This window comes from Cellulomonas sp. 73-92, assembly GCF_001898175.1.
In the GTDB taxonomy this organism is placed as follows: domain Bacteria; phylum Actinomycetota; class Actinomycetes; order Actinomycetales; family Cellulomonadaceae; genus Cellulomonas.
The window spans coordinates 351754-370880 of record NZ_MKTH01000008.1 but is presented as its reverse complement, the minus strand read 5'-3'; the positions used below and the strand labels follow the sequence as shown (position 1 = coordinate 370880).

Below are 19127 nucleotides of genomic sequence, written 5' to 3'. Positions count from 1 at the left end.
CGCCCCGTCCCGGCCCGCACCCCTGCTCGAAACCGTCCCGCCGCCTGTTCGCGGCACCGAAGGGAAGTAGGACCCCTTGCTCGACGTCAACGCTTTCGACCTGCTGCGCATCGGCCTGGCCACGGCCGACGACATCCGTGCCTGGTCGCACGGCGAGGTCAAGAAGCCCGAGACCATCAACTACCGGACCCTCAAGCCGGAGAAGGATGGGCTCTTCTGCGAGAAGATCTTCGGTCCCACCCGGGACTGGGAGTGCTACTGCGGCAAGTACAAGCGCGTCCGCTTCAAGGGCATCATCTGCGAGCGCTGCGGCGTCGAGGTGACGCGCTCGAAGGTGCGCCGTGAGCGGATGGGCCACATCGAGCTCGCCGCCCCCGTGACCCACATCTGGTTCTTCAAGGGCGTCCCCTCGCGTCTGGGCTACCTGCTCGACCTGGCCCCGAAGGACCTGGAGAAGGTCATCTACTTCGCGGCCTACATGATCACGTGGGTCGACGAGGAGGGCCGCGCCGAGGACCTCCCCAACCTCCAGAACGAGATCGACCTGGAGAAGAAGGAGATCGCGGACCGCCGCGACAACGACATCAACGCCCGCGCCGTCAAGCTCGAGCAGGACCTCGCCGAGCTGGAGTCCGAGGGCGCCAAGGCCGACCAGCGCCGCAAGGTGCGCGACTCGGCCGAGCGCGAGATGGGTGCCCTGCGCAAGCGCGCGGACCAGGACATCGAGCGCCTCGACGCGGTCTGGGACCGGTTCAAGAACCTCAAGGTCAGCGACCTCGAGGGCGACGAGATGCTGTACCGCCAGCTGTCCGACCGGTACGGCAACTACTTCGAGGGCTCCATGGGCGCCGGCGCGATCAAGAAGCGCCTGGAGGCGTTCGACCTGGACGCCGAGGCCGAGTCGCTGCGCGAGATCATCCGTACCGGCAAGGGCCAGCGCAAGACCCGGGCGCTCAAGCGGCTCAAGGTCGTCAACGCGTTCCTCACGACGAACAACTCGCCGACCGGCATGGTCCTCGACGCGGTCCCGGTCATCCCGCCGGACCTGCGCCCGATGGTCCAGCTCGACGGTGGCCGGTTCGCCACGTCCGACCTCAACGACCTGTACCGCCGCGTCATCAACCGGAACAACCGCCTCAAGCGGCTGCTCGACCTCGGCGCGCCGGAGATCATCGTCAACAACGAGAAGCGGATGCTCCAGGAGGCCGTCGACTCGCTGTTCGACAACGGCCGCCGCGGGCGCCCGGTCACCGGCCCGGGCAACCGGCCGCTGAAGTCGATCTCCGACATGCTCAAGGGCAAGCAGGGCCGGTTCCGCCAGAACCTGCTCGGCAAGCGCGTCGACTACTCGGGCCGCTCGGTCATCGTCGTCGGCCCGCAGCTCAAGCTCCACCAGTGCGGCCTGCCGAAGCAGATGGCCCTCGAGCTCTTCAAGCCCTTCGTCATGAAGCGGCTCGTCGACCTCGGCCACGCGCAGAACATCAAGAGCGCCAAGCGGATGGTCGAGCGGGCCCGCCCGGTCGTCTGGGACGTGCTCGAGGAGGTCATCACCGAGCACCCGGTCCTCCTGAACCGCGCGCCGACGCTGCACCGCCTCGGCATCCAGGCGTTCGAGCCCCAGCTCGTCGAGGGCAAGGCGATCCACCTGCACCCGCTCGTCTGCGGCGCGTTCAACGCCGACTTCGACGGCGACCAGATGGCCGTCCACCTGCCGCTGAGCGCCGAAGCGCAGGCCGAGGCCCGCATCCTCATGCTGTCGAGCAACAACATCCTCAAGCCGTCGGACGGCCGTCCGGTGACCATGCCGACCCAGGACATGATCATCGGCCTGTTCCACCTGACGAGCGACCGTGAGGGTGCCGTCGGCGAGGGCCGGGCGTTCAGCTCCGTGGCCGAGGCGATCATGGCCTTCGACCAGGGCACGCTCGACCTCAACGCCGTCGTGACGATCCGCATGGACGACCTCGTCTTCGCGGAGGGCACGCAGCCCGAGGGCTGGGAGGAGGGCAAGACCCACTCCTTCTCCACGACCCTCGGCCGGGCGCTCTTCAACGAGCTGCTGCCGGTCGACTACCCGTACGAGAACGGCGTCGTCGACAAGAAGCGGCTCTCGGTCATCGTCAACGACCTCGCCGAGCGGTACCCGAAGGTGGAGGTCGCGGCCAGCCTCGACGCGCTCAAGGAGGCCGGCTTCCGCTGGGCCACCCGCTCGGGCGTGACGATCGCCATCTCCGACGTCGCGACGCCGGCCGAGAAGAAGGCGATCCTCGAGCAGGCCGAGGCGAAGGCCGCCCGTGTCCAGGGCCAGTACGACAAGGGCCTCATCACGGACGACGAGCGCCGCCAGGAGCTCATCCGCATCTGGACCGAGGCGACGGACGACGTCGCCAAGGCGATGCAGAAGAACTTCCCGAAGCGCAACACCGTCAACCGGATGGTCGGCTCGGGCGCGCGAGGCAACTGGATGCAGGTCCGCCAGATCGCGGGCATGCGTGGCCTCGTCGCCAACCCGAAGGGCGAGATCATCCCGCGGCCTATCAAGGCGAACTACCGCGAGGGCCTGTCCGTGCTGGAGTACTTCATCGCGACGCACGGCGCCCGCAAGGGCCTGGCGGACACCGCCCTGCGCACGGCCGACTCCGGGTACCTCACCCGGCGTCTGGTCGACGTGTCGCAGGACGTCATCGTCCGCGAGGAGGACTGCGGCACCGAGCGCGGCCTGCCGATGACCATCGCCGTCCCGGACGGCGAGGGCGGCCTGCGCCGGCACGACAAGGTGGAGACCAGCGTCTTCTCCCGCACGCTGGCCAGCGACATCGACATCGACGGCGAGGTCATCGGGCACGCGGGCGAGGACGTGGGCGACGTGCTGCTCGACCGCCTCATCGCGGCGGGCGTCACCGAGCTCAAGGTCCGCTCCGTGCTCACCTGCGAGTCGCGCGTCGGCACGTGCGCCAAGTGCTACGGCCGCTCGCTGGCCACCGGCAAGCTCGTCGACATCGGCGAGGCGGTCGGCATCATCGCCGCCCAGTCGATCGGCGAGCCCGGCACGCAGCTGACGATGCGTACGTTCCACACCGGCGGCGTCGCCTCGGCGGAGGACATCACGCAGGGTCTGCCGCGTGTCCAGGAGCTCTTCGAGGCCCGCACCCCCAAGGGTGAGGCGCCCATCGCGGAGTACTCCGGGCGGGTCGGGATCGAGGAGGGCGACCGCATCCGGCGGATCGTCCTCACGCCCGACGACGGCTCCGACGAGATCGCCTACCCGATCACCAAGCGCTCCCGCCTGCTCGTGGCGGACGGCGACCACGTCGCCGTCGGCACCCAGCTGGTGCAGGGCGCCGTCGACCCCAAGAAGGTGCTGCGCATCCTCGGCCCCCGGGCCACGCAGAAGCACCTGGTCGACGAGGTGCAGGAGGTCTACCGCAGCCAGGGCGTGGACATCCACGACAAGCACATCGAGGTCATCGTCCGGCAGATGCTGCGGCGCGTGACCGTGCTCGACTCCGGCGACACCGACCTGCTGCCGGGCGAGCTGTGCGAGCGCGGCAAGTTCGAGGACGCGAACCGCAAGGCGGTGTCCGAGGGCGGCCAGCCGGCGTCCGGCCGGCCGGAGCTCATGGGCATCACCAAGGCGTCGCTGGCCACGGACTCGTGGCTGTCGGCGGCGTCCTTCCAGGAGACGACCAAGGTGCTCACCGAGGCCGCCATGTCGAGCCGGTCCGACCCGCTGCTCGGCCTCAAGGAGAACGTCATCCTCGGCAAGCTCATCCCCGCCGGCACGGGCCTGGCCCGCTACCGGGACATCGAGGTGGAGCCCACCGAGGAGGCGAAGGCCGAGCTGTACCCGGCGTTCGGGTACGACGAGATCGACTTCCCGACGCTCGGCCTGGGCACCGGCGAGGCGATCCCGCTCGAGGACATCGACTTCGGCGACTTCCGCTGATCGACGCGGGCGAGGGCCCGTCCCGGTGCGCCGGGGCGGGCCCTCGCCCGTTGGTCCGGTCCTCGCTTTGGGCCCGTCCGGGCGGTGCTGTATGCTCGGACACCGTGCCCGCGTCGTCGGGCCCTTGTGCGTGCGTGCACGTCGGATCCTCACGGATCCGGGCAGCACCAGCGGGTGGACTCCCCACCACCACGGACCGACCGGGATGACGTCCTGGTCCGCGCCGCGGAGGACCGGGGCGACACGCCCGGGCGCGGGGGTCGGTGCGGGACGCACGACCTCCGGGGTAGCCGCGCGACGAGCGGCGAGCCGGGAACCAGCCGGCCGTCCTAGGTGACGGGTGCCGGTCGACCAGAGAACACCGAGTGACTCGGAGAGTCCGTGCCTACGATCCAGCAGCTGGTCCGCAAGGGCCGGCAGGCGAAGACGAACAAGTCGAAGACGCCTGCCCTCAAGGGTTCGCCCCAGCGTCGCGGGGTGTGCACCCGCGTCTACACCACCACCCCGAAGAAGCCGAACTCGGCGCTGCGCAAGGTCGCGCGCGTTCGGCTCTCCAGCCAGGTGGAGGTCACCGCCTACATCCCCGGCGTCGGCCACAACCTGCAGGAGCACTCGATCGTGCTCGTGCGCGGCGGCCGCGTGAAGGACCTGCCGGGTGTCCGCTACAAGATCGTGCGCGGCGCGCTCGACACGCAGGGCGTGAAGAACCGCAAGCAGGCACGTTCCCGCTACGGCGCGAAGAAGGGCTGAGACACATGCCTCGCAAGGGTCCGGCCCCCCGCCGTCCGCTCGTCTCCGACCCGGTCTACGGGTCGCCCGTCGTCACGCAGCTCATCAACAAGGTGCTGCTCGACGGCAAGAAGACCGTCGCCGAGTCGATCGTCTACGGCGCCCTCGAGGGCGTCCGCGACAAGACGCAGCAGGACCCGGTCGTCGTGCTCAAGCGCGCCCTGGACAACGTGCGCCCCGCGCTCGAGGTCCGCTCCCGCCGCGTCGGCGGGGCGACCTACCAGGTGCCGGTCGAGGTGCGCCCCGTGCGCGCCACGACCCTCGCGCTGCGCTGGCTGACCGACTTCTCCCGCGCCCGTCGCGAGAAGACGATGACCGAGCGGCTCATGAACGAGATCCTCGATGCCTCCAACGGCCTGGGGGCGGCGGTCAAGCGCCGCGAGGACATGCACAAGATGGCCGAGTCCAACCGGGCCTTCGCGCACTACCGCTGGTAGTCCGGGACCGTCCGCCGGCCCGCCCCTGCTCGGGGCGGGCCGCGGGCACCGACGCTAGACCGACAAGGGGCGTACACCTGTGGCACTTGACGTGCTCACGGACCTGACCAGGGTCCGCAACATCGGCATCATGGCGCACATCGATGCCGGCAAGACGACGACCACCGAGCGGATCCTGTACTACACCGGGATCAACTACAAGATCGGTGAGGTCCACGAGGGCGCGGCCACGATGGACTGGATGGAGCAGGAGCAGGAGCGCGGCATCACCATCACGTCCGCGGCGACGACCTGCTTCTGGAAGAACAACCAGATCAACATCATCGACACGCCCGGCCACGTCGACTTCACCGTCGAGGTGGAGCGCTCGCTGCGCGTGCTCGACGGCGCGGTGGCCGTCTTCGACGGCAAGGAGGGCGTGGAGCCCCAGTCCGAGACGGTCTGGCGCCAGGCCGACAAGTACGACGTGCCGCGCATCTGCTTCGTCAACAAGATGGACAAGCTGGGCGCCGACTTCTACTTCACGGTGAAGACGATCGTGGACCGGCTCAAGGCGCGGCCGCTGGTCATCCAGCTGCCGATCGGCTCGGAGCACGCGTTCGTCGGCGTCGTCGACCTCGTCGAGAACCGTGCGCTCGTCTGGCGCGGCGAGACCGCCCTGGGCGAGCACTACGAGACCGAGGACGTCCCGGCCGACATGGTCGAGCTGGCCGCGAAGTACCGCGCCGAGCTCATCGAGGCTGTCGCCGAGACCGACGAGGAGCTGCTCGAGAAGTACCTCGGCGGCGAGGAGCTGACGGTCGCCGAGATCAAGGCGGGCATCCGCAAGCTGACGATCTCGTCGGAGGCCTACCCGGTGCTCTGCGGCTCGGCGTTCAAGAACAAGGGCGTGCAGCCCATGCTCGACGCCGTCGTCGACTACCTGCCGTCGCCGCTCGACGTGCCGTCGATCGCCGGCCACGACGTCAAGGACGCCGCGGTCGTCGTCGAGCGCCACGCGGACGCCTCGGAGCCGTTCTCGGCCCTGGCGTTCAAGGTCGCGGCCCACCCGTTCTTCGGCAAGCTCACCTACGTCCGGGTCTACTCCGGCAAGGTGGCGACCGGCGCACAGGTGTTCAACTCGACGAAGCAGAAGAAGGAGCGCATCGGGAAGCTCTTCCAGATGCACGCCAACAAGGAGAACCCCGTCGACGAGGCCCAGGCCGGGCACATCTACGCGTTCATCGGGCTCAAGGACGTCACCACCGGTGACACCCTGTGCGACCCGGGCGCGCCGGTGGTCCTGGAGTCGATGACCTTCCCCGAGCCCGTCATCGACGTGGCGATCGAGCCGAAGACGAAGGCCGACCAGGAGAAGCTGTCGACCGCCATCCAGAAGCTCGCCGAGGAGGACCCGACCTTCCGCGTCCGCCTGGACGAGGAGACTGGTCAGACGGTCATCGGCGGCATGGGCGAGCTCCACCTCGACATCCTCGTCGACCGCATGCGTCGCGAGTTCAAGGTCGAGGCGAACGTCGGCAAGCCGCAGGTCGCGTACCGGGAGACCATCCGCCGCAAGGTGGACAAGTACGACTACACGCACAAGAAGCAGACCGGTGGGTCGGGCCAGTACGCGAAGGTCCAGATCACCATCGAGCCGCTGGAGTCCGAGGACGGAGCGCTCTACGAGTTCTCCAACGCCGTGACCGGTGGGCGTGTGCCGCGCGAGTACATCCCGAGCGTCGACCAGGGCATCCAGAACGCGATGCAGCAGGGCATCCTCGCCGGGTTCCCCATGGTGGGCATCAAGGCGAGCCTCATCGACGGCGCGTACCACGAGGTCGACTCGTCCGAGATGGCGTTCAAGATCGCCGGGTCCATGGCGTTCAAGGAGGCGGCCCGCAAGGCCGACCCCGCGCTCCTCGAGCCGATCATGGCCGTCGAGGTGCGCACGCCCGAGGAGTACATGGGCGACGTCATCGGCGACCTCAACTCCCGACGCGGCATGATCCAGTCCATGGAGGACGCCACCGGCGTCAAGGTGGTCCGGGCTCACGTGCCGCTCTCGGAGATGTTCGGGTACGTCGGTGACCTGCGGAGCAAGACGCAGGGCCGTGCGGTGTACTCCATGCAGTTCGACAGCTACGCCGAGGTCCCTCGCAACGTGGCGGACGAGATCATCAAGAAGACCCGGGGCGAGTAGTCCTCCTCCGGTCCATTCCAGCAACACAAAAATCCGATCCGGAGGACAACCCGGTCGTCGTCTACGCTAGGCCGGCGACCAGGGGCACTCTCTAGCAAGTCCTGAGGAGGACTCACAGTGGGCAAGGCGAAGTTCGAGCGGACGAAGCCGCACGTCAACATCGGGACCATCGGTCACGTCGACCACGGCAAGACGACGCTGACCGCCGCGATCTCGAAGGTGCTGCACGACAAGCACCCCGACCTCAACCCCTTCACGCCGTTCGACGAGATCGACAAGGCGCCCGAGGAGAAGCAGCGCGGTATCACGATCAACATCGCGCACGTCGAGTACCAGACCGACAAGCGCCACTACGCGCACGTCGACGCTCCCGGTCACGCCGACTACATCAAGAACATGATCACCGGCGCGGCCCAGATGGACGGCGCGATCCTCGTGGTCGCCGCCACCGACGGCCCGATGGCCCAGACGCGTGAGCACGTCCTGCTCGCCCGTCAGGTCGGCGTCCCCTACCTGCTCGTCGCCCTCAACAAGGCCGACATGGTGGACGACGAGGAGATCCTGGAGCTCGTCGAGGTCGAGGTGCGCGAGCTCCTCTCCGCGCAGGGCTTCCCGGGCGACGACGTCCCGGTGATCCGCGTCTCGGCGCTCAAGGCGCTCGAGGGCGACCCGGAGTGGGTCAAGACCGTCGAGGCCCTCCTCGACGCCGTCGACGAGAACGTGCCGGACCCGGTGCGCGACATCGACAAGCCGTTCCTCATGCCGATCGAGGACGTCTTCACCATCACCGGCCGCGGCACCGTCGTGACCGGCCGTGTCGAGCGTGGCCGCCTCAAGGTGAACGAGGAGGTCGAGATCGTCGGCATCAAGGAGAAGTCGATCAAGACCACCGTCACCGGTGTCGAGATGTTCCGCAAGACGCTCGACTACGCCGAGGCCGGCGACAACACGGGCCTCCTGCTCCGCGGCACGAAGCGCGAGGAGGTCGAGCGCGGCCAGGTCGTCGTGAAGCCGGGCTCGATCACGCCGCACACGGTGTTCGAGGGCCAGGTCTACATCCTGGGCAAGGACGAGGGTGGGCGTCACAACCCCTTCTACTCGAACTACCGCCCGCAGTTCTACTTCCGGACCACGGACGTCACCGGCGTCATCACGCTGCCCGAGGGCACCGAGATGGTCATGCCCGGCGACAACACCGAGATCCACGTCGAGCTGATCCAGCCCATCGCCATGGAGGAGGGCCTCGGCTTCGCCATCCGCGAGGGTGGCCGCACCGTCGGCTCGGGCCGCGTCATCAAGATCATCAAGTGAGCCGGGCCCTTCGGGGCTGCTGACCCACCGGGAGGGCCCGGGCGCCACGGCGCCCGGGCCCTTTCGTCTGCGGTCCCGGTCCGTTCCGGCACCGCCGGTGGGCTCGTCGGCCGCCCGCGGAGCGGATTGGCTTTCTCCGACCTCGTCTGGCACACTTGCCGGGTTGCCCGCTCGGGTGTGGTGCGTTCGCGCGCCTCGCCTCGGCTGGGCGAAGACGTGGAGAGCTCACCTGCCCCGGGGTCACCCGGAGGTGACGGGCTCGACCGCAACCACCGACCCGGTACCGGAAGGTACGCCGCCAACGGTGTGTCGCGCAGAGCGACACGCCCGAGTGCGGGGGTCGGACGGACCGGTTCGAACGACAGAGAGAAGTAGACGACGCCATGGCGGGACAGAAGATCCGCATCCGGCTCAAGTCCTACGACCACGAGGTCATCGACAGCTCGGCGCGCAAGATCGTCGACACGGTGACCCGCGCGGGTGCGCAGGTCGTGGGCCCGGTGCCGTTGCCGACGGAGAAGAACGTCTTCTGCGTCATCCGGTCGCCCCACAAGTACAAGGACAGCCGCGAGCACTTCGAGATGCGCACGCACAAGCGGCTGATCGACATCATCGATCCCACGCCGAAGGCGGTCGACTCGCTCATGCGTCTCGACCTTCCCGCGGACGTGAACATCGAGATCAAGCTCTGATTCGCTGGGAAGGACGCACTCACATGGCAACCCAGCAGACTGCGCGCCCCGTCACGGCGCTGCTCGGCACCAAGCTCGGCATGACCCAGGTGTGGGACGAGGCCGGTCGCCTCGTCCCCGTCACGGTCGTCGGCGTGGGGACGAACGTCGTGACGCAGGTCCGCTCCGCCGAGGTTGACGGCTACGCCGCGGTTCAGCTGGCCTACGGCCAGATCGACCCCCGCAAGGTGAACAAGCCGCTCAAGGGCCACTTCGAGAAGGCCGGGGTCACCCCGCGCCGGCACGTGGCCGAGATCCGCACGCCGAACGCCACCGACTACACGCCCGGCCAGGAGATCACCGTCGAGGTGTTCGGAGCCGGGCAGTCGATCGACGTCTCCGGCACCACCAAGGGCAAGGGCTTCGCGGGCGTCATGAAGCGCCACGGGTTCAAGGGTGTCTCCGCCTCGCACGGTTCGCACCGCAACCACCGCAAGCCCGGGTCCATCGGCGCGTGCGCCACCCCGAGCCGTGTGCTCAAGGGTGTCCGCATGGCCGGCCGCATGGGCAACGAGCGGCAGACCACCCAGAACCTGACCGTGCACGCGATCGACGCCGAGAAGGGCCTGCTGCTCGTCAAGGGCGCCGTCCCGGGCCCCAAGGGTGGCGTCGTCGTCGTCAAGACCGCCTCGAAGGGTGCGTGACCACCATGAGTGACACGCTCACCGTCGACGTCCTGGACAGCAAGGGGGAGAAGGCCGGCCAGGCCGAGCTCCCCGGCGAGGTCTTCGACGTGCAGACGAACGTCCCCCTGATCCACCAGGTCGTCGTCGCCCAGCTCGCCGCCGCGCGGCAGGGCACGCACGACGCGAAGACCCGTGGTGAGGTCAGCGGCGGCGGCAGGAAGCCGTACAAGCAGAAGGGCACCGGCCGCGCCCGTCAGGGCTCGACCCGCGCCCCGCAGTTCGCCGGCGGTGGCACCGTCCACGGCCCGCAGCCGCGCGACTACAGCCAGCGGACCCCGAAGAAGATGAAGGCCGCGGCGCTCCGCGGTGCCCTCTCGGACCGCGCCCGTGCCGGCCGCGTGCACGTCGTCACCGGCTTCGCCGCCGGCGTCGCGCCGTCGACGAAGGCAGCCGTCAAGGTGCTGGACAACCTGTCCGGCCGCCGCAGCGTGCTCGTCGTCGTCGAGCGGGACGACGAGGTCACGTGGAAGTCGCTGCGCAACGTCGAGCGGGTCCACCTGCTCGTCGCCGACCAGCTCAACACCTACGACGTGCTCGTGAGCGACGACGTGGTGTTCACCCAGGGTGCCCTGGACGCCTTCCTCGCCGGGCGCAAGGCCAAGGAGGAGACGAAGTGACCACCGTCGGCAAGGACCCGCGCGACATCCTCATCGCGCCCGTCGTCTCCGAGAAGAGCTACGGCCTCCTCGACGAGGGCAAGTACACGTTCCTCGTCGACCCGCGCGCCAACAAGACCGAGATCAAGATCGCGGTCGAGCAGGTGTTCGGCGTGAAGGTCGACTCGGTCAACACCGCGAACCGTCAGGGCAAGGCTCGCCGGACCCGGTTCGGCATCGGCCGTCGCAAGGCCACGAAGCGTGCGATCGTCACCCTCCGCGAGGGCTCGATCGACATCTTCGGCGGACCGGTCGGCTGAGCGGCCCGGAAGGACATCTGACATGGCTATCCGTAAGTACAAGCCGACGACCCCGGGTCGCCGCGGTGGCTCCGTCGCCGACTTCGCCGAGCTGACTCGGTCGGAGCCGGAGAAGGCGCTCGTCCGCCCGCTGTCCAAGTCCGGCGGTCGCAACTCGTCCGGCCGCGTGACCACCCGCCACCACGGCGGCGGTCACAAGCGCGCCTACCGGGTGATCGACTTCCGCCGCAACGACAAGGACGGCGTGCCGGCCAAGGTCGCGCACATCGAGTACGACCCGAACCGCACGGCGCGCATCGCGCTCCTGCACTACGCCGACGGCGAGAAGCGCTACATCCTCGCGCCGAACCGGCTGAACCAGGGCGACCGCGTCGAGTCGGGTCCCACGGCGGACATCAAGCCCGGCAACAACCTGCCGCTGCGCAACATCCCGACCGGTACGGTCATCCACGCCATCGAGCTGCGGCCCGGCGGCGGTGCGAAGATCGCCCGCTCGGCCGGTGCCTCCGTGCAGCTGGTCGCGAAGGACGGGCCGTACGCCCAGCTCCGCATGCCGTCCGGCGAGATCCGCAACGTCGACCTGCGCTGCCGCGCGACGGTCGGCGAGGTGGGCAACGCCGAGCAGGCCAACATCAGCCTGGGCAAGGCGGGGCGCTCGCGCTGGAAGGGCGTCCGCCCGACCGTCCGCGGCGTCGCGATGAACCCGATCGACCACCCGCACGGTGGTGGCGAGGGCAAGACCTCCGGTGGCCGTCACCCGGTCAGCCCGTGGGGTCAGCCCGAGGGCCGCACCCGGCGTCCGAACAAGCCGAGCGACAAGCTCATCGTGCGCCGTCGGCGCACCGGCAAGAAGCGCTGACAGGAGAGCAGGAGCACATGCCTCGCAGCCTCAAGAAGGGCCCCTTCGTCGACGGCCACCTTCAGAAGAAGGTGGACGTCCAGAACGCGGCCGGCACGAAGAACGTCATCAAGACGTGGTCGCGCCGTTCGGTCATCACGCCGGACTTCCTCGGCCACACGTTCGCCGTCCACGACGGCCGCAAGCACGCCCCGGTGTTCGTCACCGAGTCGATGGTCGGCCACAAGCTCGGCGAGTTCGCCCCGACGCGGACGTTCCGCGGCCACGAGAAGGACGACCGGAAGGGCCGCCGCCGCTGACGCGGCGACGCCCATCCGGCAGAAGGAGACAACGATGGAAGCCATGGCGAAGGCGCGGTTCGTCCGCGTCACGCCCCTGAAGGCACGCCGCGTCGTGGACCTCGTCCGTGGCAAGAACGCCGGCGAGGCCGTCAACACGCTGCGGTTCGCCCCGCAGGCCGCGGCCGAGCCGGTGCGCAAGACGCTGCAGTCCGCGATCGCGAACGCCGTCGAGGGCGCGCGCCGCAACAGCGAGCGCCTCGACGAGGCGGACCTGGTCGTCTCGGAGATCTACGTCGACGAGGGCCCCACGCTCAAGCGGTTCCGGCCGCGGGCGCAGGGCCGTGCCGGCCGGATCCTCAAGCGCACGAGCCACATCACCGTGGTCGTCTCGGTCCCCGAGAAGGCCGCCAGCAAGGGAGGGACCCGCTAGTGGGCCAGAAGGTCAACCCGCTCGGGTACCGCCTGGGCATCACCACCGACCACCGTTCGCGGTGGTTCGCCGACTCGACCAAGGCCGGTCAGCGGTACCGCGACTACGTCCGCGAGGACGTGCAGATCCGCAAGCTCATGAGCACGGGTCTGGAGCGCGCCGGCATCGCCAAGGTCGAGATCGAGCGCACCCGCGACCGCGTGCGCGTCGACATCCACACCGCCCGCCCGGGCATCGTCATCGGGCGTCGCGGCGCGGAGGCCGACCGCATCCGCGGTGAGCTCGAGAAGCTCACCGGCAAGCAGGTGCAGCTCAACATCCTCGAGGTGAAGAACGCCGAGCTCGAGGCGCAGCTGGTCGCCCAGGGCATCGCGGAGCAGCTGGCGAGCCGTGTCTCGTTCCGCCGCGCGATGCGCAAGGGCATCCAGTCGGCGCAGCGCGCCGGCGCCAAGGGCATCCGCGTGCAGGTCTCGGGCCGCCTCGGCGGCGCGGAGATGAGCCGCACGGAGTTCTACCGCGAGGGTCGCGTGCCGCTGCACACGCTGCGCGCCAACATCGACTACGGCCTGCACGAGGCCCGCACCACCTTCGGCCGCATCGGCGTCAAGGTGTGGGTCTACAAGGGCGACGTCACCGAGAAGGAGTACGCGCGCGAGCAGGCGACGCAGGCTCCTCGGCCGTCGCGCGGCCCGCGGCCCGAGCGCGGCGACCGCCCGGAGCGGGGCCCCCGCACCGGTGGCCGTCGGCCCGAGCGCGAGCAGGCCCCCGCCGAGGCGGCGGCCGACGCCCCCACCGAGACCGGAACGGAGGCCTGAGCCATGCTCATCCCGCGCAGGCTGAAGCACCGCAAGCAGCACCACCCCGACCGGCACGGTGCCGCCAAGGGCGGCACCACGATCTCCTTCGGCGACTTCGGCATCCAGGCCCTCGAGCCCGCCTACGTCACCAACCGGCAGATCGAGGCCGCTCGTATCGCGATGACCCGCCACATCAAGCGTGGCGGCAAGGTCTGGATCAACATCTACCCGGACCGGCCGCTGACGAAGAAGCCCGCCGAGACCCGCATGGGTTCCGGCAAGGGCTCACCCGAGTGGTGGATCGCCAACGTCAAGCCCGGCCGCATGCTCTTCGAGCTGGCCGGTGTCCCGGAGCCCCTGGCGCGCGAGGCCATGCGCCGCGCGCAGCACAAGCTCCCGATGAAGACCCGTTTCGTGGTGCGTGAGGGAGGTGCCAGCTGATGGCCATCGGAACCCAGGGCCTGGCGCCGAGCGAGCTGGACGCGTTCGACGACGAGCGTCTCGTCGCCGAGCTGAAGAAGGCCAAGGAGGAGCTGTTCAACCTGCGCTTCCAGTCGGCCACCGGCCAGCTGGAGAGCCACGGCCGGCTCCAGGCCGTGCGGCGCGACATCGCCCGGATCTACACGATCCTGCGCGAGCGCGAGCTCGGCATCCGTACTGCTCCGAGCCCGAGCGAGTGAGGCGACGTTGAACACCAAGAACGAGTCGACGACGGCCACGGCCGAGCACCGCGCGTACCGCAAGACGCGCCGCGGCTACGTCGTCAGCGACAAGATGGACAAGACCGTCGTGATCGAGGTCGAGGACCGGGTCAAGCACCCGCTCTACGGCAAGGTCATGCGGCGTACGAGCAAGGTCAAGGCGCACGACGAGGCGAACTCGGCGGGCATCGGCGACCTCGTGCTCATCATGGAGACCCGGCCGCTGTCCGCCACCAAGCGGTGGCGGGTCGTCGAGATCCTCGAGAAGGCCAAGTAGTCACGGTCTGAAGTTGCCCGCGGGGGCGTCTCGCCCCCGTGTGCTTCACGGCAACGACACGTTCGGACAGGCTCGGGCACCGGTGACGGTGACCCGAGAACCCGCCAGACGACAGGAGTGAGGAAATGATCCAGCAGGAGACGCGGCTGCGCGTCGCCGACAACACGGGTGCCAAGGAGATCCTCTGCATCCGCGTTCTCGGTGGCTCGGGTCGCCGCTACGCCGGCATCGGCGACGTCATCGTCGCCACCGTGAAGGACGCGATCCCCGGTGGCAACGTCAAGAAGGGTGACGTCGTGAAGGCCGTCGTCGTGCGCACCCGCAAGGAGCGCCGCCGTCCCGACGGCTCGTACATCAAGTTCGACGAGAACGCCGCCGTGATCCTCAAGAACGACGGGGAGCCCCGTGGGACGCGCATCTTCGGCCCGGTGGGCCGCGAGCTGCGCGACAAGAAGTTCATGAAGATCATCTCGCTGGCCCCGGAGGTGCTCTGACCATGGCCAAGATCAAGAAGGGCGACCTGGTCGTCGTCATCTCCGGCAACCGCGCCGACCGCGGCAAGCAGGGCCGGGTGCTCGAGGTGCTCACGGAGTCGCAGCGCGTCGTCGTCGAGGGCATCCACCGGGTGACCAAGCACACCAAGATGAACACGACGCAGCGCGGCACCCGCACGGGCGGCATCGAGATCGTCGAGGCCCCCATCCACATCAGCAACGTGATGCTCGTCGACCCGGACACCAAGAAGGGCACCCGGGTGGGCTACCGCACCGAGCAGATCGAGCGCGACGGGAAGCTGAAGACCGTCCGGGTCCGCGTGGCCAAGCGCTCCGGTAAGGACATCTGATGTCGCAGACCACCATCGAGACCCCGGACACCCCGCGGCTCAAGACGAAGTACGCGGACGAGATCAAGCCGGCGCTCCTGGCGCAGTTCGGCCACGAGAACGTCAACCAGGTGGCCAAGCTGGTCAAGGTCGTCGTCAACATGGGCGTCGGCGAGGCCGCGAAGGACTCCAAGCTCATCGAGGGCGCCGTCCGCGACCTGACCGCCATCACCGGCCAGAAGCCGATGGTGACCAAGGCCCGCAAGTCCATCGCGCAGTTCAAGCTGCGCGAGGGCATGCCGATCGGCGCGCACGTCACGCTCCGTGGCGACCGCGCGTGGGAGTTCCTCGACCGGCTGCTGTCGATCGCCCTCCCGCGCATCCGCGACTTCCGCGGCCTGTCGGACAAGCAGTTCGACGGCCACGGGAACTACACGTTCGGCCTGACCGAGCAGTCCGTGTTCCACGAGATCGACCAGGACCGGATCGACCGCGTGCGCGGCATGGACATCACCGTCGTCACGACGGCAACGACCGACGACGAGGCACGGGCCTTCCTCCGCGCGCTCGGCTTCCCGTTCAAGGAGAACTGACATGGCGAAGACCGCCCTTGTCAACAAGGCGAACGCGACGCCGAAGTTCGGCGTGCGCGGGTACACGCGCTGCCAGCGGTGCGGGCGTCCCCGTTCCGTGTACAAGAAGTTCGGCCTGTGCCGGATCTGCGTGCGCGAGATGGCCCACCGGGGCGAGCTCCCCGGCGTCACCAAGAGCAGCTGGTAAGCATCCGTACGACGTCGGTAGGTCCGCTGCGGGCGTGAGCCCGCTCGGATACCCCGGCGAGAAAGGGGCGACGCCCCATGACCATGACCGACCCGATCGCAGACTTCCTCACGCGGCTGCGCAACGCGAACACGGCCCACCACGACACGGTCGTGATCCCGTTCTCGAAGCTGAAGTCGCACATCGCGGAGATCCTGCAGGCCGAGGGCTACATCGCGGGCTGGATCGTCGAGGACGCCCAGGTGGGCAAGAACCTCGTCGTCACCCTCAAGTACGGCCCGAACCGCGAGCGTGCGCTCGCCGGCGTCAAGCGCGTGTCCAAGCCGGGCCTGCGCGTGTACGCCAAGTCGACCAACCTGCCGAAGGTGCTCGGCGGCCTGGGCGTGGCGATCCTGTCCACGTCCTCCGGCCTGCTCACCGACAAGCAGGCAGCCAAGAAGGGCGTGGGTGGGGAAGTCCTCGCCTACGTCTGGTGAGTCCGAGGACGGAAGGAGAACAGCCATGAGCCGTATCGGCAGGATCCCCGTCCCGGTCCCGGCCGGCGTGGACGTCACCATCGAGGGCAACGTCGTGACGGTGCAGGGGCCCAAGGGCACCCTGACCCACACGGTCGCCACCCCCATCCAGGTCGCGCGCGACGAGGCGGGTTCGCTCGTCGTGACCCGGCCCGACGACGAGCGCCTGTCCCGCTCGCTGCACGGCCTGACCCGCACGCTGCTGGCCAACCTGGTCACGGGCGTGACGCAGGGCTACAGCAAGACGCTCGAGATCGTCGGCACCGGTTACCGCGTGCAGGCCAAGGGCGCGAACCTCGAGTTCGCGCTGGGCTTCTCGCACCCGGTGACGGTCGAGCCCCCCGAGGGCATCACCTTCACGGTCGAGACCGCGACGCGCTTCGTCGTCGCCGGCATCGACAAGCAGCAGGTGGGCGAGGTCGCCGCGAACATCCGCAAGATCCGCAAGCCCGAGCCGTACAAGGGCAAGGGCGTGAAGTACCAGGGCGAGGTCGTGCGTCGCAAGGTCGGAAAGGCTGGTAAGTAAGCCATGGCGATCAGCATCAAGGGCAAGGGCAAGCAGATCGCGCGCCAGCGGCGGCACCTGCGCCTGCGCAAGAAGGTCGTCGGCACGGCCGCGCGTCCGCGCCTCGTCGTCACCCGGTCCGCTCGGCACGTCGTCGCGCAGGTCGTGGACGACGGCCTGGGCCGCACCATCGCCTCGGCGTCGACCCTCGAGGTCGACCTGCGGGCGACCGAGGGCGACAAGACCGCCAAGGCGCGCAAGGTCGGCGAGCTCGTCGCCGCGCGCGCCAAGGCCGCCGGCGTCGAGGCGGTCGTCTTCGACCGCGGTGGCAACAAGTACCACGGCCGGGTGGCCGCGGTGGCGGACGGTGCCCGCGAGGGAGGGCTCGAGCTATGAACCACGCCGGGACCCAGCCGCTCGAGACGAAGAAGAGGATCCACTGATGGCTGCTGGACCACGCAGCAACACCACTGCCGGCGGGCAGGGCGGCGAGCGTCGCGAGGGCGGCGAGCGTCGCGAGCGCCGCGACGGCGGTCGTCGGCAGGAGGCTGCCGAGAAGAGCGCGTTCGTCGAGCGCGTCGTGACCATCAACCGCGTCGCCAAGGTCGTCAAGGGCGGTCGCCGGTTCAGCTTCACGGCGCTGGTCGTCGTCGGCGACGGCGACGGCACGGTCGGCGTCGGCTACGGGAAGGCCAAGGAGGTGCCCGCGGCGATCGCCAAGGGCGTCGAGGAGGCGAAGAAGAACTTCTTCCGCGTCCCCCGGATCCAGGGCACCATCCCGCACCCCGTCCAGGGTGAGGCCGCGGCCGGCGTCGTCTACCTGCGGCCGGCCTCGCCGGGTACCGGTGTGATCGCCGGCGGCCCGGTGCGCGCCGTCCTCGAGTGCGCCGGCATCCACGACGTGCTGACGAAGTCGCTGGGGTCGTCGAACTCCATCAACATCGTCCACGCCACCGTCGCGGCCCTCAAGGGCCTCGAGCAGCCCGAGGCGGTCGCGGCGCGCCGCGGCCTGCCGCTGGACCACGTGGTGCCGGCCCCGCTGCTGCGGGCGCAGGCCGCGGGTCGGGCCGCCGCGGCGGCCGCGAAGGCGGGTGCGTGATGGCCCGTCTCAAGGTGACCCAGACCCGGTCCGCCATCGGCGGCAAGCAGAACCAGCGCGACACGTTGCGCACCCTGGGCCTCAAGCGGATCGGCGACGTCGTCGTCAAGGAGGACCGCCCTGAGATCCGCGGCATGGTCCGCACGGTGCGCCACCTCGTCGCGGTCGAGGAGGTCGAGTGAGCATGGCCGACGAGAACAAGGCCGAGGACACGACGGAAGCGAAGCCGGTCAAGAAGGCCGCCGCCAAGCCCGCCGCCGAGAAGGCCGCCAAGCCGGCAGCGAAGCCTGCCGAGAAGGCGGAGGCCGTCGAGGCCAAGCCGGCGCGCACGACGAAGGCTGCCGCGGCGAAGGCCGAGGCCGCCGAGCCGAAGGGCGCCGCCAAGGCGACGGTCAAGGCCACGCCCAAGGCCACCGCGAAGGCCGAGCCCACCGCCGCCGCCAAGAAGGCGGCGGAGGAGGCGGCGAAGCCCGGTGCCGGCGGCGTGCTCCGGGTGCACCACCTGCGTCCGGCGCCGGGGGCCAAGACGGCCAAGACCCGCGTCGGCCGCGGTGAGGGCTCCAAGGGCAAGACCGCGGGCCGCGGCACCAAGGGCACGAAGGCCCGCTACCAGGTGCCCGAGCGCTTCGAGGGTGGGCAGATGCCGATGCACATGCGGCTGCCCAAGCTCCGTGGCTTCAAGAACCCGTTCCGCGTCGAGTACCAGGTGGTCAACCTGGACAAGATCTCGGCGCTGTACCCGAACGGGGGCGACGTCACGGTGGCCGACCTCGTGGCCAAGGGCGCGGTCCGCAAGGGCCAGCCGGTCAAGGTGCTCGGCACGGGCGAGCTGACGGTCAAGGTCTCCGTGGCGGTCGACGCGTTCTCCGCGTCCGCCAAGGAGAAGATCGAGGCTGCCGGCGGCTCCGTCGTCGCGCAGGACTGAGGAAACTGACGTTCGTCCGGGGGCCGCGGTGGCTGTGCTGCCGGGGCCCCCGGACGTTCCCGGCATCGGCTAGGGTGCGCGGGGTGCTCGTGAGGTGTCACGAGCGGGCCGGCCAGGGCATCCTGGTCGGAGCGGAA

Annotated in this window: 26 protein-coding genes; all 26 read left to right on the top strand. The window is 69.5% G+C overall.

Annotated features, from left to right (window positions below):
• Positions 1 to 76: 76 nt before the first annotated feature.
• Complete coding sequence (locus BGO37_RS05245) at positions 77 to 3946, top strand: DNA-directed RNA polymerase subunit beta' (RefSeq protein WP_291752861.1); 3870 nt, start codon at positions 77 to 79, stop codon at positions 3944 to 3946.
• Positions 3947 to 4327: 381 nt separating this feature from the next.
• A complete protein-coding gene (rpsL, locus tag BGO37_RS05240) occupies positions 4328 to 4696 on the top strand; it encodes a 30S ribosomal protein S12 (protein ID WP_263729703.1) in 369 nt (122 codons plus the stop codon).
• A 5-nt stretch (positions 4697 to 4701) separates the two neighbouring features.
• Positions 4702 to 5172, top strand: coding sequence for a 30S ribosomal protein S7 (gene rpsG / locus BGO37_RS05235; RefSeq protein ID WP_291752859.1), 471 nt, complete (start codon positions 4702 to 4704; stop codon positions 5170 to 5172).
• Between the two features lie 79 nt (positions 5173 to 5251).
• Positions 5252 to 7354, top strand: coding sequence for an elongation factor G (gene fusA, locus BGO37_RS05230; RefSeq protein WP_291752857.1), 2103 nt, complete (start codon positions 5252 to 5254; stop codon positions 7352 to 7354).
• Positions 7355 to 7471: 117 nt separating this feature from the next.
• Positions 7472 to 8665 (top strand): elongation factor Tu, encoded by a 1194-nt coding sequence (gene tuf / locus BGO37_RS05225; protein ID WP_291752856.1) that lies wholly within the window; start codon positions 7472 to 7474, stop codon positions 8663 to 8665.
• A 383-nt stretch (positions 8666 to 9048) separates the two neighbouring features.
• Positions 9049 to 9357 (top strand): 30S ribosomal protein S10, encoded by a 309-nt coding sequence (gene rpsJ / locus BGO37_RS05220; protein WP_263729699.1) that lies wholly within the window; start codon positions 9049 to 9051, stop codon positions 9355 to 9357.
• A 23-nt stretch (positions 9358 to 9380) separates the two neighbouring features.
• Positions 9381 to 10040 (top strand): 50S ribosomal protein L3, encoded by a 660-nt coding sequence (gene rplC / locus BGO37_RS05215; protein ID WP_291752854.1) that lies wholly within the window; start codon positions 9381 to 9383, stop codon positions 10038 to 10040.
• Between the two features lie 5 nt (positions 10041 to 10045).
• Entirely contained in the window at positions 10046 to 10699 is a 654-nt protein-coding gene (gene rplD / locus BGO37_RS05210) for a 50S ribosomal protein L4 (RefSeq protein ID WP_291752853.1), read from the top strand.
• Positions 10696 to 10998 (top strand): 50S ribosomal protein L23, encoded by a 303-nt coding sequence (gene rplW / locus BGO37_RS05205; RefSeq protein ID WP_291752852.1) that lies wholly within the window; start codon positions 10696 to 10698, stop codon positions 10996 to 10998. Before rplD ends, rplW begins: the two co-directional genes overlap by 4 nt.
• Before the next feature lie 22 nt (positions 10999 to 11020).
• Positions 11021 to 11857: a 50S ribosomal protein L2 gene (rplB, locus tag BGO37_RS05200; RefSeq protein WP_291752851.1), complete on the top strand. Its 837-nt coding sequence runs from the start codon at positions 11021 to 11023 to the stop codon at positions 11855 to 11857.
• A gap of 17 nt (positions 11858 to 11874) precedes the next feature.
• Positions 11875 to 12156, top strand: coding sequence for a 30S ribosomal protein S19 (gene rpsS, locus BGO37_RS05195; RefSeq protein WP_291752850.1), 282 nt, complete (start codon positions 11875 to 11877; stop codon positions 12154 to 12156).
• Positions 12157 to 12190: 34 nt separating this feature from the next.
• Positions 12191 to 12568 carry a 50S ribosomal protein L22 gene (gene rplV, locus BGO37_RS05190; protein WP_291752849.1) on the top strand — a complete coding sequence of 126 codons (378 nt, stop codon included), beginning with the start codon at positions 12191 to 12193 and terminating at the stop codon, positions 12566 to 12568.
• Complete coding sequence (gene rpsC, locus BGO37_RS05185; protein WP_291752847.1) at positions 12568 to 13383, top strand: 30S ribosomal protein S3; 816 nt, start codon at positions 12568 to 12570, stop codon at positions 13381 to 13383. The genes rplV and rpsC overlap by 1 nt, the downstream gene beginning before the upstream one ends.
• 3 nt (positions 13384 to 13386) lie before the next feature.
• Positions 13387 to 13806: a 50S ribosomal protein L16 gene (gene rplP / locus BGO37_RS05180; protein ID WP_291752846.1), complete on the top strand. Its 420-nt coding sequence runs from the start codon at positions 13387 to 13389 to the stop codon at positions 13804 to 13806.
• Complete coding sequence (gene rpmC, locus BGO37_RS05175; RefSeq protein ID WP_291752845.1) at positions 13806 to 14045, top strand: 50S ribosomal protein L29; 240 nt, start codon at positions 13806 to 13808, stop codon at positions 14043 to 14045. Before rplP ends, rpmC begins: the two co-directional genes overlap by 1 nt.
• Positions 14046 to 14052: 7 nt before the next feature.
• Positions 14053 to 14343 carry a 30S ribosomal protein S17 gene (rpsQ, locus tag BGO37_RS05170; protein ID WP_291752844.1) on the top strand — a complete coding sequence of 97 codons (291 nt, stop codon included), beginning with the start codon at positions 14053 to 14055 and terminating at the stop codon, positions 14341 to 14343.
• A gap of 125 nt (positions 14344 to 14468) precedes the next feature.
• Complete coding sequence (gene rplN / locus BGO37_RS05165; RefSeq protein ID WP_013882866.1) at positions 14469 to 14837, top strand: 50S ribosomal protein L14; 369 nt, start codon at positions 14469 to 14471, stop codon at positions 14835 to 14837.
• A gap of 2 nt (positions 14838 to 14839) precedes the next feature.
• On the top strand, positions 14840 to 15187 hold the full coding sequence (gene rplX, locus BGO37_RS05160) for a 50S ribosomal protein L24 (RefSeq protein WP_291752838.1): 348 nt from the start codon (positions 14840 to 14842) through the stop codon (positions 15185 to 15187).
• Positions 15187 to 15759, top strand: coding sequence for a 50S ribosomal protein L5 (gene rplE / locus BGO37_RS05155; RefSeq protein WP_291752836.1), 573 nt, complete (start codon positions 15187 to 15189; stop codon positions 15757 to 15759). Before rplX ends, rplE begins: the two co-directional genes overlap by 1 nt.
• 1 nt (position 15760) lies before the next feature.
• A complete protein-coding gene (locus BGO37_RS05150; protein WP_291752834.1) occupies positions 15761 to 15946 on the top strand; it encodes a type Z 30S ribosomal protein S14 in 186 nt (61 codons plus the stop codon).
• Between the two features lie 77 nt (positions 15947 to 16023).
• Complete coding sequence (gene rpsH, locus BGO37_RS05145; RefSeq protein ID WP_291752833.1) at positions 16024 to 16422, top strand: 30S ribosomal protein S8; 399 nt, start codon at positions 16024 to 16026, stop codon at positions 16420 to 16422.
• 25 nt (positions 16423 to 16447) lie between these two features.
• Entirely contained in the window at positions 16448 to 16987 is a 540-nt protein-coding gene (rplF, locus tag BGO37_RS05140; protein WP_291752831.1) for a 50S ribosomal protein L6, read from the top strand.
• Between the two features lie 3 nt (positions 16988 to 16990).
• The gene (gene rplR, locus BGO37_RS05135; protein WP_291752830.1) at positions 16991 to 17362 is read left to right on the top strand and encodes a 50S ribosomal protein L18; all 372 of its coding nucleotides are present in this window, start codon (positions 16991 to 16993) and stop codon (positions 17360 to 17362) included.
• A 46-nt stretch (positions 17363 to 17408) separates the two neighbouring features.
• A complete protein-coding gene (rpsE, locus tag BGO37_RS05130; RefSeq protein WP_291752829.1) occupies positions 17409 to 18065 on the top strand; it encodes a 30S ribosomal protein S5 in 657 nt (218 codons plus the stop codon).
• Entirely contained in the window at positions 18065 to 18247 is a 183-nt protein-coding gene (gene rpmD / locus BGO37_RS05125) for a 50S ribosomal protein L30 (RefSeq protein WP_291752828.1), read from the top strand. The genes rpsE and rpmD overlap by 1 nt, the downstream gene beginning before the upstream one ends.
• A 2-nt stretch (positions 18248 to 18249) precedes the next feature.
• Entirely contained in the window at positions 18250 to 18990 is a 741-nt protein-coding gene (rplO, locus tag BGO37_RS05120) for a 50S ribosomal protein L15 (protein WP_291753014.1), read from the top strand.
• The last annotated feature ends 137 nt before the right edge of the window (positions 18991 to 19127 follow it).

Excerpts from the sequence above, each read along its gene's own strand:
- rpsG (WP_291752859.1), top strand. The coding sequence starts at position 4,702 with ATGCCTCGCAAGGGTCCGGCCCCCCGCCGTCCGCTCGTCTCCGACCCG.
- rpsJ (WP_263729699.1), top strand. The coding sequence starts at position 9,049 with ATGGCGGGACAGAAGATCCGCATCCGGCTCAAGTCCTACGACCACGAG.
- rplC (WP_291752854.1), top strand. The coding sequence starts at position 9,381 with ATGGCAACCCAGCAGACTGCGCGCCCCGTCACGGCGCTGCTCGGCACC.
- rplD (WP_291752853.1), top strand. The coding sequence starts at position 10,046 with ATGAGTGACACGCTCACCGTCGACGTCCTGGACAGCAAGGGGGAGAAG.
- rplB (WP_291752851.1), top strand. The coding sequence starts at position 11,021 with ATGGCTATCCGTAAGTACAAGCCGACGACCCCGGGTCGCCGCGGTGGC.
- rpsS (WP_291752850.1), top strand. The coding sequence starts at position 11,875 with ATGCCTCGCAGCCTCAAGAAGGGCCCCTTCGTCGACGGCCACCTTCAG.
- rplV (WP_291752849.1), top strand. The coding sequence starts at position 12,191 with ATGGAAGCCATGGCGAAGGCGCGGTTCGTCCGCGTCACGCCCCTGAAG.
- rplP (WP_291752846.1), top strand. The coding sequence starts at position 13,387 with ATGCTCATCCCGCGCAGGCTGAAGCACCGCAAGCAGCACCACCCCGAC.
- rpmC (WP_291752845.1), top strand. The coding sequence starts at position 13,806 with ATGGCCATCGGAACCCAGGGCCTGGCGCCGAGCGAGCTGGACGCGTTC.
- rplN (WP_013882866.1), top strand. The coding sequence starts at position 14,469 with ATGATCCAGCAGGAGACGCGGCTGCGCGTCGCCGACAACACGGGTGCC.
- rplX (WP_291752838.1), top strand. The coding sequence starts at position 14,840 with ATGGCCAAGATCAAGAAGGGCGACCTGGTCGTCGTCATCTCCGGCAAC.
- rplE (WP_291752836.1), top strand. The coding sequence starts at position 15,187 with ATGTCGCAGACCACCATCGAGACCCCGGACACCCCGCGGCTCAAGACG.
- BGO37_RS05150 (WP_291752834.1), top strand. The coding sequence starts at position 15,761 with ATGGCGAAGACCGCCCTTGTCAACAAGGCGAACGCGACGCCGAAGTTC.
- rpsH (WP_291752833.1), top strand. The coding sequence starts at position 16,024 with ATGACCATGACCGACCCGATCGCAGACTTCCTCACGCGGCTGCGCAAC.
- rplF (WP_291752831.1), top strand. The coding sequence starts at position 16,448 with ATGAGCCGTATCGGCAGGATCCCCGTCCCGGTCCCGGCCGGCGTGGAC.
- rplR (WP_291752830.1), top strand. The coding sequence starts at position 16,991 with ATGGCGATCAGCATCAAGGGCAAGGGCAAGCAGATCGCGCGCCAGCGG.
- rpsE (WP_291752829.1), top strand. The coding sequence starts at position 17,409 with ATGGCTGCTGGACCACGCAGCAACACCACTGCCGGCGGGCAGGGCGGC.
- rpmD (WP_291752828.1), top strand. The coding sequence starts at position 18,065 with ATGGCCCGTCTCAAGGTGACCCAGACCCGGTCCGCCATCGGCGGCAAG.
- rplO (WP_291753014.1), top strand. The coding sequence starts at position 18,250 with ATGGCCGACGAGAACAAGGCCGAGGACACGACGGAAGCGAAGCCGGTC.